The organism is Anaerobacillus alkalilacustris, assembly GCF_001866005.1.
Classification (GTDB): domain Bacteria; phylum Bacillota; class Bacilli; order Bacillales; family Anaerobacillaceae; genus Anaerobacillus; species Anaerobacillus alkalilacustris.
Window position 1 is genome coordinate 19,335 of sequence record NZ_MLQR01000022.1, and the last position, 14,360, is coordinate 33,694.

Consider the following 14,360-nt stretch of genomic DNA (forward strand, 5'->3'; position numbering starts at 1 on the left):
AAGTACATAGTATCTGTATAAATAGAAAAATTTACCAGTTTTATGCCTTTTAACGTGTCTACGTATGTGGAGTGCGTGATTGGGATATAACGGATTAAGGAGAAACAAAATATGACTGGAACAAAAAGAGAATATATTAAGCAAGGTTCAAGAGTTAAAGTTGTACAAAAGCAAGACCAGCGTTCAGGAAAGCTAACAGAAGGTATAGTAGCAGATATACTGACCAACTCATTGATTCACCCTCATGGTATTAAAGTAAGGCTTGAAAATGGAGTTGTTGGTAGAGTAAAGGAAATATTGAACTGAATATTCGTTAGTGAAATTGAAAGCATTCACACTAATGTGTGGGTGCTTTTATATCCGATAAAATTCCTTCGTATCGTTCTTTTATATACATTTCTAGGGAATATTAGTAAATAAGTGAATAAGAGGTCAAGTTTCTGACTTCAATGACTTCTTCCTAACTAGATATAGCTTTTGTAATGGTTTTTTTGTTGATTTTAGTATCTGAATTATATATACTGCATCTTACATAAAAGTTTAGTAAACTAGTTAAGAATACATAAAACAAAGTTAGGGTAGCAACGCCCAGGATAAGTTATATTCATAATTTTGCTTGCCATTTAAGATAAAAAAAGGTGGAGTTTACTGGATGTATATCAAGGTCTTGAAATTTGGTTCAATTATGATCATGCTTTTTTTAATTATTTATTTAGGAACCCTTATTGATTGGTTATTCCGACCAATTGTTGTGTTTGTTCAAACATTATTTGTTCCTATTCTTCTTGCAGGAATACTTTTCTACCTATTAAGACCATTGGTTCATTTTCTATGCAAAAAAATGTCCAGAGTGTTATCAATCATTATCATCTACGTTGGTTTAATAGCCTTGGGTATTAGTTTCATTTCTTTTATTGGACCAGAAATTCAAAAACAATTTTTTAAATTAATCAATAGCATGCCCCAAATTATTTCTGAGTTACAATTGTTAATGATTGAATTGCAGCAAAATGAACTCGTCCAACGATTTGGTTTGGTAGAAGTATTTAATTTGAGAGACCAGATTGAACAAATAGGTATGGTAGTAGGTGGACTCATTGGTGAACTTGTTGCTAATACTTTTGGATTTATAGGTACGATTTTTAATACGTTACTATTATTTATTATTGTTCCTTTTATTCTGTTCTATTTGTTGAAGGAAGGTGAGAGGCTTCCTAATTATTTCTTAGATTTTTTTAGTAAAGAAAAGCAACAAGAGGTTAGACCCATATTAACAAATATGGATAAAACATTGAGTAGTTATATTCAAGGAGTTTTAATCGTTTGTTCGTTCATTGGAGTTCTTTACTACATCGGTTTTTCAATTATTGGGTTAGAGTATGCATTAATCCTAGCGATTATTGGAATGCTGACAAATGTTATACCATATATTGGTCCTTGGATTGGTGCGGTACCATCTGTCACGGTGGGATTGCTTCATTCTCCAATGATGGCCTTATTTGTTTTGATCATTGTTGTAGTCATTCAACAAATAGAGAGTATTTTGGTTCAACCTCAAGTGATTGGTAAGAGGATGGCTATTCATCCAGTGACTGTTATGATATTAGTGCTAGTTTCTGGACGGTTTATAGGTATTGTGGGAATGATCTTAGTTATTCCAATTTATGCTATTGGAAAAGTCATTGCTACCCACCTTTACGGCTTATGGAAGGTGAAAGAAGAAAGGAAATAACAATGCTTGGAGAATTTCTAGCTTATGTAGTTAGTTTGAATTGGTCCTACCAGATCCTAGAAACCTCATGAGTTCCCATACGCTTAGATGGATTATAAAATTCACAACAAAAAAATTAGGATATGGTTAGTTGCCACAAAAAATTTAGGGTATTTATTTAACTACTATTCTAATAAATAATTGAAATTATTGTGACATGATTAAATCAATGTAGTAGTTAATCAATAGGAAATGTTATAATTGTATAGTACAAGGGGAGGGGAAATCACATGAAACTAAAAACCTTTGCAACGATAGGATTTATTTCTATTTTCCTAGTTGGTTGTAGTGGCGATGGAAATACTGAAACTGAAGAGCAGGTACAAGAGGTAGAAAACATTAAACAATTGGTACATGATTATAGTGTAGGTAATTTAGAAAGTCCGAGAGTCTCAATTACAGCTCGTGAACTTCTTGTTACTAACAGTGATAACGCTGAAACCATCTATCGTTTACCTGAAGACGAGTTTTTTGTTTCTATTGCACCATACGTTGAAACAACACATCCATGAACTTATCATAACTTGACAGGTTGTCAAGGAGAAATGGTAGAAGAAGAGTTTATCGTTTTTATTGAGGATTCGGAAGGAAACATTATTGTAGACGAAACAATGACATCTTTAGAAAATGGGTTCATTGATTTTTGGTTACCGCGAGATCGAACGTACCTCGTAAGAATTGAACATGAAGGAAGAATGGTAGAGTCTGAGATTTCGACCTTTGATGACGACGCGACTTGCATCACAACAATGCAATTTTAAATAAGTACGAAAAGCACCTATTAGGTGCTTTTTTTCATAATCAGAATTAATAAATTTCTAACTTGAAAACGGTCTAGCGCAAGCAGCCTACGAGCTCGGTCACTTCAGTCAAGCTACTGACTTCAATGTCTTCTTGGATTACTTCTTGAATATGCTCCATGCTACTTTGCTTCGAGGTAGCCTACTTCAAAGCTATGCTAGAAGACGCTAAAAGCACGTAGAAAGCCAAAGAGCGGCTTCTGTCAAAGGCCGCCCCAGTGAAGCTACTACTTGGATTACTTCGAAGCGGCTTTGCGACGAGCAAACGGAGTGGCACAGGAGCAGCTGCTCGAGACCAAGGCGCTTGCGCTTTTCTTACTATCGGTTTGAGAAGACCGTAGTGGAATAAAATTTCCGTGTATCGATGAAATTTTCAACGATTCCTACTTTTATGAAGAGCATAAAAATTTGACCGAGCTAAATGAAATTATTTCAAATAGAGTTATATTTTAGTATATAAAATTTCAGACATGTTCTATATTAATAGTAATAGGTATTTTTGACTAAGGTGGTGCTTTTGTGGGGTTTATAAGAGATACTGGTAGATTTCTAGGTGGTGCAGCAGGGTTTGTCATTGGAAAACCCATCAAAGTTATTGGTGATGTGACAAAGGTCGATATTGTTTCGAAAATCGGCGATGGAGTCTACCATGCTTCAAAATTTGCTGGTGATACAGTTGGACAAGCTGTTGATGGTGTCATAGATACTACATATGGAGTTCTACAAAATGACGCGCTAAAACGCGAGCAAGGGTTAAATAATATGAGTGATGCTGCAATGCGAACTGGAAACGGAGTTTATGGTACAGCAAAGAGAACATATGCGAATGGTAAGGAAGTATACTCTGGTATTAAAGATGGAGATAAAACTAGAATTAAGCATGGTGTTGAAGGGATAGCAACGACTGTAGCAGTAGGTGCCATTGCTATTGGTGTTGTTGATGCTATAGATGGCATAGATGGATCTGCTGACTTAGTAACGGATACCACTCCACCTTCGGCTAGTGGTGACCCAGGAACACATTTTGTTGAGCCGCATTATGTAGAGGGCTATGTAAGAGCAAATGGAACAGAGGTTGATGGGTATTGGCGTGATGGAGATGGGGATACTTCGATAAATAGAGCGGTTGAGGATGGTGGCGGTTATCTGCGTTCAAATCCTGATGGGGATCCTAGTAATAACCTAAAAGGATAAGCGATTGTGAAAGTAATAGATGGACAAATGAAATAATAACGACGTCTACTCATTAGAGTAAGCGTCGTTTTTAAAAATATAAGAATTTTTAAATTTTGAACTTGGTATGATGTCTACCGCAAGCGTCCTTCTAAGTTAAGTAAAGAGATAGTGATCTCCCTATATTATTATTATTATTATTATTATTATTGGTAATTATATTGATAAATTAACAGTAACCAATTTATCTTATTAATAATAGTCTAATACAAGATTTATACTTACCAGAATCCTAGGTATGATGTGCAAGTTAGGTTAAATACCTAAAAAGGGATCTTTTTAATCGTTTATTTAATTATAGGTCTATGGTAATATATTAATATAGGTATTAATTAGTAATAGTTTAAGAAAATGGCAAACCTACCGAAAGTTGGGGACGCAAAGCCACGGGTCTACGGGTCTAACTGACTATGACGGCTGGGTTACCGAGAAGTTTCATTTTTTCTTTTAGGTAATAAGACCAATGGCTACTCCTTTTAATAGGAGTAGCCATATTTTTTATATAATCAGAATTTATAAATTTATAACTTGAAAACTGTCTAGCGCAAGCAGTCTACGAGCTCGGTCACTTCAGTCAAGCTACTGACTTCAATAACTACATGAATAACGTCTCTGAATAGCTTCATGCAGCTTTGCTCCTGCGATTACTCGTCGCACAAAACACTGCTTCGAGGAAGCTTACTATGAAGCAATACTAGAAGACGGAGAAGCACGTAGGAAGCCAATGAGCGGCTTCTGTCAAAGGCCGCCCCAGTGAAGCTACTACTTGGATTACTTCGAAGCTGCTTTGCTCTTGAGCAAACGGAGTGGCACAGGAGCAGCTGCTCGTGACCAATGCGCTTGCGTTTTTCTTGTATTGAAAAGGAGTAATTTAATGGGTAGCGTTGCAGAGAAAACACTTGGTCAAATTCATGAAACCAACATTTTAATGAATTCATCTATGTATGAAACGATGGAAGCAGTACAGGAAACAAAAGAATTAATTCAAGAAATTAACAAAGAATTAGAAGAATTGCATGAAGAAACAACGGAAAATTTTCAAAAAAATAAAAAAGAGCTTCAAAAAGAAATAAAACAGCTAGAAAACAATGTGAAGTCAGAAATTTCAGAATCGACCAATCAATCGATTACGATCATTTGTAACAGAATTACTGCACTAGAAAAGTCCACAACTGATTATTACAAGGAAAATAAAAAATCGTATGTGAAAATAGAGGAACAGAACAAGCAACAAAGACAAGATTTACATAATTCCTTTACAGCTCAAAAGAAATTATTGATTGAAAATGACACAGTTATACATAAACGCCTAAGTGTTCTTGAGGATAAGCAGCTTGAAATTAGCGATAAGCTAGTCGAGCTAGATAAAGCTTTAACTGCTACAAATGAAAAGATTATTCATAACAGTGAGGCATTGACTGCAAAGGTAAACGAACAAACCATGCAGCTCATGAAAAGTCAAAAAAAATGGTTTATTTTTGTTGTAGTATTAGTGTTCTTTGGATATTTACTGTAGGGGTGTGAGAATGAAATTAACGGTAACGTTTTGCGATAACAAAATAACATTAAGTGGTGAGGAAAGAGGAGAAATTCTCCCACCATATTATTATTTTTTTCAACAGCGAGTTTTGATTGGTAAGCAAATAGAACGATCACTTGATTTGTTTCCTCAATACATGTTTCATATTTTCACAGAAACTAATGATGAACGCACGCTAGCGTTTTTTAATGAGTTGAATGCTTATATTGTGAAGGAATATGACGTTCATACGTATTGTATCGACTTACCGGCTTCTTTTACACATTTTAAAACGTTAATCAATAGAGAGTTACCCGATGTTGAGGTAATTGTAAATAGCAATAATAAACCGAAAAAGAAAAATGAAATAGAAGCAGAAATGGACAAGAATGTTTACAAAGCCCTTTCAACTGTAATGACAAATCAAATTATTGAAAGATACCGATTATCTGGTCAATTGTATGAAAAAATATACCGAGTTGTTCGATTACGGGTGAATGAATATTTAGAGGAGTTACTTAAACAAGGGAAGGCAAAGCTTAATTTTAGGTTTGTAGATAAACATATGACTCTACAGGTTATTCGTATGGAAGTGAATAATCAAAATCCTATAATTAATAAGATCATTAGCCGTTATCAGAAAGGGCCTAAAAGTGAGAAGCAGCTTATTGAGGACCAATATGAAATGTATAATGGCAATTTCAAAGTAACATTTATTAGTCCATTCTCCTTTGGTAAATCAACTCTCGTTAATGGGTTACTTGGAGAAAAGTTGTTAAGTATGGATATTCGTGCAGAAACGGCAATCATCACAAAAGTTACTTGTGCTGATGAAAATCTACTGCTCGTACAATACCAAAATAAGCGTATTGAAAAATTTCGTTATGATAGTCCTATAGAATTGCGAGAAAAGTTGAAAGAACTTACAGGGGTACGCAGTTCGGAATTACCAACAGAGGTGCAGATATTTTACAAGATGACTCATCTCCCTGGTGTAACCATCATTGATGCACCTGGGTTAAATTCTAGACATGAAGATCATAACGAGATTGCGTTACAAGCACTAGAAATGTGTGATCTTGTTGTCTTTTTAATTAATCCGGCTCATATTGGTGAAGCAAACTTTTCTGAGCAAATTAAAGAGTTTCTCACAGTGGTAAGTCAAAAAGAACTTAAATACGCTTTTGCTTTGTCTAAAATGGATATTTACAGTGATGATTACGATGTTATCAAGGATGAAATAGAAATTGTCTTAAAAGATTTAGCCCCTAGTTATTCACCAAAGCAGTTATTTTTTATTTCAGGTTATTTTGGTCTCTATGGAAAATTATTAAGAGGTGGCAAGGTGGAGCTAAATGAAGTTCGCAAAAATCGCAGTATTTTTGTCATTGAAAATGATGAAATTCTTAGTGGGCGTGAGATAGAGCAGTACCATTCAGAGTTTCTACTTGATTTTAGTCAAATTGAAAGACTAGAGAGCTTTATCCGAGAAAGAGGTGAATTCAATGCTCCAAACGAACTCCATTTGGATTGTCGAAAACAAGAGGCAGTTGGAGTCGCTTCGGGAACTTAAACCGAAGCTACATTATAAAGAAGTCGTACTTGAAGCAGAATGTGACATTGAACGGTTGCCAAGCTATGATATGGTCTTTTTCCTTTTAACACCAACGCAAATTGGTCATAAATTTTTTAAAAAAGCTGTAGAAGAAGTGTTCAAGTTCCGTAAAAATAGTAAAACTATTTTTTTAGCTATTGATGATTGTCATCGACTAGATGATGAAGATGTCATTAAAGTAACGCTAGAGTTAAAAGCTTCTATTAAAGACATATTAAAAAACCCGACTGTCTTTAAAGTGTCTTCTTATTATGCTGCTTTGCACCTACAGTTTGAAAGAGGGCAGCTTTCGTTGGAAGATCTTCGTAGAAATCGCGAAGTTATGGTACCTACTTTGGAAGGCGAACTGATTATAGGGAAACAATTACAAGAAAATGATCTAGCCATGCTTCTTCCGCTAAGTAAAATGGAACAACTTTTTGAACTTGTACAGCCTTTTTCCGTAGGTATCCGAAATGCGGGAATTGACGTAACCAAGAAAAATTGGCAAGTGGTGGGTCCGGACCGAACAGGGAAGAGTCTTATTACCAACCTTCTTCAACAAAGCATCGGAGAAACAGACCACTTTGTGGAAAACGAAATAGGTACAGTAGATTCGGGGAAATATTATGATGGCATTTTCGTCATCTTTGATCTTGAATGGGACAAGTGTAGTGGTTACTTAGAAAAAATTTGTACAAGTACAGTTGGTAGTGAAAAAATGATCATTGTAAACAAAGTCGATGATTTTATGTTCTTTGATCAAAGTCGTGATGACCTATTCAAAGAAATTAGTACAAAGATTCAGAGCTTAACTAGTGATCCTATTTACTATGTTTCATCAGCTTATTATCAACAGTATATAAAGCTTCTCCAAGGAGAAGTTACAGTGGATGACATCATCAACGATCCAGATATTGTCTTGGTCGATCCACTAAATTTTCCAATAGCTAAGGAGAAGAATAAATCGAAACTTGCTCAGCTTCTTTTGGAACAATCTGGTTTTATAGAATTATTACAAAAATTAGGAGTGAAAGACGATGCTAGAGAGATTTGCAGAGACGAAGAAATTTTTAGTGAATGTGTTTAATGAAATACAAAATTCAGAGGATATTGATCAATATATTGTCGAGAATTCCATTGTTTCAGACGAAATTTTACGACTTGAAAATGGGGATTTTAAAATTGCTCTTGTAGCCCCTTTTAGTGCTGGGAAATCTACATTTATCAATTCAATTATTGGTAAAGATTTGTTAAGTATGGATATTCGTGCAGAAACGTCGGTTATTACAAAGATTAGTTACTCTGAACATATTAATATAGAAGTCACCTATATTCAAAATGACAAAGTCGAAGTGATTGAGACAGACGATTTCGGTGCACCTCTTACGTATGACACTTGTAAAGAAGTACTGAAAAAAATTACGACGGTTCGTGATGAAAAAAATGAGGAACTGATCCGTCAGGTAGTTGTTTATTGTCCACTCGAAATTTGTAAAGACAATGTAGAAATAATTGATACTCCTGGGTTGTTTTCTCGTCATGAAAAGCATGAAGCGATTACAAATAATATAATTCCTCAAGTGAACGCGGTCATCTTTATGATTGATCCAGACAGTGTAGGAGAAGCAAATTTTACAGATAAAATTCGTAATTATGTTAATTCCGCAAAAAATTCTAGTTTAGAAGAAGACGGACGTCACATTTTCTTTGTGATTAATAAAATTGATGTGTTTGATGCGGAAGATATTGCAAAAGCTAGACATGAATTAGAGGAAGTTCTTTCTGGAATAATCATGAAGCCTAACATTCATGAAGTATCTGCTTATTTTGGAATGAGAGGTAAGCAGGTTCGTAGTGGTGATATAGAAATTACGGATATTCAAAAAGATCGAAAAATAAAAATTCCTGATCCTATTGATTCTGAATACACGATATCGGGAAGACAAATTACGGAAAATAATACACTTGACATTATTCACTTTAGTAAAATTAGAGAACTGGAAAAATCTCTTGGTGAATACCTTCAAAGTAAAAACCAATACTTAATTACAGACGTTATTTCTAGTATTCGTAATATCCTATCCGATTCATTAAATAAACTAAAATTTGAAATTAAAGAAATTACTTCGACGATAGAAGAAGATCAATCAATTTATATTGAAAGAATTGATCAGCTTCGTGCAGAAATTGAATCTGTAAAAGTAAAAACGTTAGCAAATATTAATAGTCTTGTTATGAGAAGAATTAGAGGTGGGATTTCCGATAGTAGTTTAGAAGACGAAATCTCTGATGAAATCGAACAACAATTAGTTGGGACAGCCAAGGATATCGAACGAGAAATGTTTAAGAAGTGGTCAAAGGCAAAACAAGGAATTAACCGTCATAATGCAGAGGAAATAGTAGAAACGGTAATTTTAGAAGCAGAAGATTTCCTTGTGTTAAAGGTAAAAGAACTGGTAAGACAATCATTTTTAAATGTGAAAAAGATTATCTCTGCTTTAATTAGTGACATTCAACAGCTGCTTAATACTGTTACAGAAAAGTTTGAAGAAGCGGAAATCAAAAACTTAGGTTCTAAAATGGACCGTATTGGAAATTTAAATGTAGATAGTTTAGTTGGCTCTACGATGAGTAATATTGAACGAGAATTTTCAAGTATTATCGTTTCAATCGCTAAAGATTGTCAAGAAAAGGTTCGAGATGCCTATGATTCGTCCGTTTCAATGGTAAAGAAAAAAGGTGTATGGAACTGGCTCAAAGGACTATTTGGTGCTGAAGATTATGAGGAGAAGTTCGACTTATACCGTTTTAAACGAGAGCTTGATATTTTAGTTGATGACTTAACTGACACGATGAAAAATAGACTTATGGAAAGTCATGTAGCGATTTCTGAGCCGATTTTCTCAATGTCCAATGTGATTATGGATGATATTAATGGTGAAGTATCTAAAATCATTACTAATGTGGTGAAAATTAAGGAGAGCGTGTTGGTTGATTTAAAATCTGAAATGGATCGTAATGAGGATGAAAAGCGCACTTCTATTGAACTGAAACAGGTAAAGACTTCTAGTGTGAAGGAAATTAGTCACCGATTTGAAGAAAGGTTACTTGGATTAACAGAGGAGGTTATTGAAGATGAACTTTCCATCGAAAGCCCAGTCTATCAATGATTATCTAGATAAAATGTATGATCAGCTTATAAAGGACAGTGCATTTATAAGTGACTTTGAAACATTACAAAAAAAGTGCAACGTCGAAACTAGAAAGCTATCAAATTATAGTATTGCCATTTTAGAGGAAATAAAAAACGAGGTGACAAAAGCTTCTTTAACTCTAGATAATAATAAGAATGTGATTGCCGAACTTGATGGTATTCACCGTAATTTAGCTATTAGGCCATTTCAATTAACGAAGGAAGAGTGTTTATATGTAGAACAGGCTCCTGTTTCGAATCAGGTTCATCCTAAGCAAGGAAAACAAGAACGGCAAGGTACTTTCAACAAAGGGACAGGAGTAGGTGCCATCGTTGGATTAGGAGTGGGCTTTTTTATCGTAAAAAGCCCTAATCCTCTTCTGTTAGTTATTTCTACTCTCTCTGGCGCTTTAGTAGGTACGATTTTTCGGTTAGCATCTTCAAAGCCGCCTGTAAATACACCGAAAGAACTTTCAGCAAGTATCGAAAAACCAGTCCAACGGTTTGGAAAAGTGAATAAAGAAAAGTTTGAAACGGTTGTTAGGCAAAGAAAAGCGGCTATCCAAACTCTGTTTAAGCAGTACATTCAACAATTAGAGGAAGCCTGCCGCCGATATTAACATAGGAAGAGGGTTGCATTTATTGTGCAAGAAGATATCGTTCAATTGAAAAGAATTCAGACTCCTTTGCAAGAGCAACGTTTACGTCTCTCAAGTAGCAACTTATCGGAATATCATTTTTTTCAAATAAGGAAGATCACTATTTCTGATCAACTTGAAATAGGAGAAATTCAAAGCTTTGTCAATCGCAGTATAAAGGAGTTTATTGCTTCATTAACGGACTTGACGTCACCGCTAATTTTTCGAGTCAAAAGTAATCGTGAAAATCGAACGTTGACTTTGTTACTCGGGGCTAAACGAAAGAGTGGTGCCTCCATTGCCGAAAGATTTAGTTCCTATTTTCAATCCGTGGATTTTCATGAGGTAAATGAAACGAATGTAGATGATGACTACAATACCCAAGCTATTATTACTGGAATTCCAGCCTACAATGATACGAAATATGTAAATTATATTGAGCCGTTCGTTAGGCTTATTCAAAATAAAGATGTCTTACTTGAGATCGTAGCAAAACCAGTAAATAAATCAACGATTCTACGGCAGTTAGAAAACGTAACTGAGCTGAGAACGAAAAACTCTCTCGATTTAAAGCAGAGTTATTCAGAAAGTACAGCTACTTCTGATACGTCTTCTACGAGTTTAGGACAAACTTACACTGATGGAAGCAATAGTGGTGGTGGATTGTTGGTCGTTAATTCAAGTAATTCAACCAGTGAAGGAACAACAAGTTCTAGTTCAGACACAAAAGGCACAACGGAAACATTAACAAAAAATATGGAAAAGTCAGATCATCAAGCATTAGAGGTAGACGCTCTTTTAGAAGTTCATGCCACCCGTTTGCAGCAATCCCTTTCATCAGGACTTTGGAAAACATCTGTGTCCATTTATGCTAAAGATCGTGCTGATGTTTCGAGTGCTAGTGAAGTATATAAATCAACATATTGTCAGGATGCAGTCGAGCCATATCAAGTGTTTTTGTTAAAGGAAATGTACCCAACGGTTGGTTTGGTAGAAAAAGGAGCTTCAGGACAAACGATGGATTTATTCCATGAGCAATTTCGCGAGTTTTCTTTTTTAACAGGTGATGAGCTATCGTATGCTATAGATGTACCAAAAGAAGAGTATAACGGCTATGAATTTTCTCAAGTCCCAAGATTTAGTCAAAACCTAACAGAAAAAAAAGGAATTCCGTTAGGGCATCTTTATGATGGGGAAAAGAAAACGACTACGTTATTTCATCTCGATAAAAACAAGCTTGTTAAGCATGTTTTAGTGGCAGGTATTACAGGGAGTGGTAAGACAAACACACTTTTTAATTTGTTAAGAAATGTAAATGTTCCATTTCTAATCATTGAACCAGCTAAAAAGGAGTATCGTGCATTACAAAACATAATTCCTAATTTACGAGTATATACAATGGGAAATGAATCCGTCTCCCCCCTTAGAATTAATCCGTTTTATTTCCCGGATCATGTGAATATTCAACAGCATATTGATCATTTAAAAGTGATTTTTAATGCTTCATTTACAATGTATGCTTCGATGCCTAACATCTTAGAGCAATGCATTAATAATATATATATGAAAAAAGGTTGGAGTTTAACAACATCCACAAATATTTACCAAAGTGATCATGTTAATTATGAAAAATATTTTCCGACCATTGAAGATCTTTACTATGAAATTGATGATTATACGAAGGAACTGGGCTACGCTCAAGAGCAAATGCATAATATTCGTGCAGCTCTATTAACACGAATAAAAAGCTTAATGACTGGTGGAAAGGGTTTTATGCTCAATACCTCAGAGACGATGGATATTAAGACAATTTTACAATATCCAACTGTTCTAGAGTTAGATGCAGTGGCTGATGATGATGAAAAATCACTGATTATCGGTTTAATTTCAATCTTTATTTATGAGTATTTAAAGGCAAATGAAACTGAGTTTACAGGAGTATTAAAGCATTTACTCGTATTAGAAGAAGCACATAGGATTTTTGCCAATGTTAATCAACATGGTAGTCAAGAGCATGTGAACATTAAAGGAAAAGCCGTGGAAAGCTTGAGTAACATTCTTTCTGAAATTCGTGCCTATGGCGAAGGGATGATTATAGTTGATCAGGTGCCAACAAAATTAGCCCCGGACGTTTTAAAAAACACGAATACTAAAATCATTCATAGAATTGTTTCAAAAGATGATGCTGAATATGTTGCTAATTCACTAGCATTACCTAACGAAAAAATTCATTTCATAAGTAAGCTTACAAACGGTGCCGCTCTTTTGTATAGCGATGGTATGAATGCTCCGGCTCATGTACAAATTTCACATGGAAAAGGACATCTTTATTTTATGTCCGATCAAGATTTGAAACAGAAAAGTAGTTTGTACAATCAATTAGATGCAAAACGAATGCATCCTTTAACGGAAATCATTATACAGAACATGTCTCTTTATTCTGAGCTTACCAAGGAAGTGGAGAGGTTTTATTTATCATTACTTAAAGAGCCACTTCAACACTTGCACACTAACTATAAGCGTACAAAAGAAGCGATTAGTAGTCATGCAAGTATATATGGTTTTGATATGAGGATTGATATAGATGATTTTGTGTTTTCTTTTGTGAACGAAGCCTTATTTAAGTTAGTTAAAGCAAATAAGAAAATTAACAAACAGATTAACAAGCGGATTTTTATAGAAAAATATCTTGAAGTATGTCTCGATCTCTTATCGAAACCATACGAACATAACCGAAAAGAATACACCTTATTAACGATTAATCAAAAAAAACTAGGTGGTGACTACATTGTTTGAATTCTCAGCGATGGTGGAAGGATTCAGAAATATTGCGGCAAAGACAGAAACAACGCAAGAGGTATCTGAAATTGAACTAACAAAAGATTGGGATTCAAAAAATATAGAAATGGAGAAATTCCCTCTTGAAGATTGGCGGAAATTTGAAGTTGAATATATGGATCAATCACAGCAAGAATTGCTAAATGCTAATGATGCTGAGCGCTATATGTCAGATGATATCGGTCTCAATGAAAAGACTCGTGAATTTTCTGACCCAGCCTACATTAATGAGATTCGCTCTAAAAATGAAAATGTAGATCAGGTGTTGACTAGACAGGAGGAATCCCTGAAAACTAATGGTTCTGATTTGAACTACCAACGTATTGATGAACAGTTAGAACGGTATAAAGGAACTGTATTTGAGCATCAGTTGAAGGATACATTAAAAGATCATTTTGATATTGTTGAAGATAAGCAGCAAGTCGTACAAGTAGAGTGGGGCGAAACAAAGCCTGACGTTATTTTACGAGGGGCAGTAGAAGATATGAAAATCGGTGATTTAGAGATTAATAAAGGTGATGATCTCTTTATAGAAGCCAAATGTGGCTCAAGTGACTATATTCGTAGCGAAATGGGGCATATGGTAAAACAAGTAGAAGGTCATGATGGAAACTCATTGGTAGTTTTGACAAAGGATTATTTAGACATTAGCCCAGAGATCCGTGCTGAATTTGAAAAGAAACTAGCTGAAAAAAATAGTGCCGTATATGTAGTAGATGTAAAGGCAACAGACGTTAGTATTGGACTAACCAATAGTTTAAGGTTATAAGA

The 14,360-nt window shown here is 34.9% G+C and carries 11 protein-coding genes and 1 riboswitch; all 11 genes read left to right on the forward strand.

Going from position 1 to position 14,360, the window contains the following annotated elements:
- Positions 1–111: 111 nt before the first annotated feature.
- The gene (locus BKP37_RS08965) at positions 112–306 is read left to right on the forward strand and encodes a YwbE family protein (RefSeq protein WP_071309273.1); all 195 of its coding nucleotides are present in this window, start codon (positions 112–114) and stop codon (positions 304–306) included.
- 346 nt (positions 307–652) lie between these two features.
- Entirely contained in the window at positions 653–1,732 is a 1,080-nt protein-coding gene (locus tag BKP37_RS08970) for an AI-2E family transporter (protein ID WP_071309274.1), read from the forward strand.
- Positions 1,733–2,001: 269 nt separating this feature from the next.
- A complete protein-coding gene (locus tag BKP37_RS20310; protein WP_211271436.1) occupies positions 2,002–2,532 on the forward strand; it encodes a CueP family metal-binding protein in 531 nt (176 codons plus the stop codon).
- A 558-nt stretch (positions 2,533–3,090) separates the two neighbouring features.
- Positions 3,091–3,765 carry a hypothetical protein gene (locus BKP37_RS19240; protein WP_139193097.1) on the forward strand — a complete coding sequence of 225 codons (675 nt, stop codon included), beginning with the start codon at positions 3,091–3,093 and terminating at the stop codon, positions 3,763–3,765.
- Between the two features lie 382 nt (positions 3,766–4,147).
- Positions 4,148–4,234, forward strand: a riboswitch (cyclic di-GMP riboswitch).
- A gap of 444 nt (positions 4,235–4,678) precedes the next feature.
- Positions 4,679–5,320: a hypothetical protein gene (locus tag BKP37_RS08990; protein WP_071309277.1), complete on the forward strand. Its 642-nt coding sequence runs from the start codon at positions 4,679–4,681 to the stop codon at positions 5,318–5,320.
- A gap of 10 nt (positions 5,321–5,330) precedes the next feature.
- The gene (locus BKP37_RS08995) at positions 5,331–6,896 is read left to right on the forward strand and encodes a dynamin family protein (protein WP_071309278.1); all 1,566 of its coding nucleotides are present in this window, start codon (positions 5,331–5,333) and stop codon (positions 6,894–6,896) included.
- Complete coding sequence (locus BKP37_RS09000; RefSeq protein ID WP_139193098.1) at positions 6,829–8,007, forward strand: hypothetical protein; 1,179 nt, start codon at positions 6,829–6,831, stop codon at positions 8,005–8,007. Before BKP37_RS08995 ends, BKP37_RS09000 begins: the two co-directional genes overlap by 68 nt.
- Positions 7,958–10,090: a dynamin family protein gene (locus BKP37_RS09005; RefSeq protein ID WP_071309280.1), complete on the forward strand. Its 2,133-nt coding sequence runs from the start codon at positions 7,958–7,960 to the stop codon at positions 10,088–10,090. The genes BKP37_RS09000 and BKP37_RS09005 overlap by 50 nt, the downstream gene beginning before the upstream one ends.
- Entirely contained in the window at positions 10,056–10,733 is a 678-nt protein-coding gene (locus BKP37_RS09010; protein WP_071309281.1) for a hypothetical protein, read from the forward strand. The genes BKP37_RS09005 and BKP37_RS09010 overlap by 35 nt, the downstream gene beginning before the upstream one ends.
- Before the next feature lie 45 nt (positions 10,734–10,778).
- The gene (locus BKP37_RS09015; protein ID WP_169823115.1) at positions 10,779–13,547 is read left to right on the forward strand and encodes an ATP-binding protein; all 2,769 of its coding nucleotides are present in this window, start codon (positions 10,779–10,781) and stop codon (positions 13,545–13,547) included.
- Positions 13,540–14,358 (forward strand): hypothetical protein, encoded by an 819-nt coding sequence (locus BKP37_RS09020; protein ID WP_071309283.1) that lies wholly within the window; start codon positions 13,540–13,542, stop codon positions 14,356–14,358. The genes BKP37_RS09015 and BKP37_RS09020 overlap by 8 nt, the downstream gene beginning before the upstream one ends.
- Positions 14,359–14,360 lie beyond the last annotated feature (2 nt).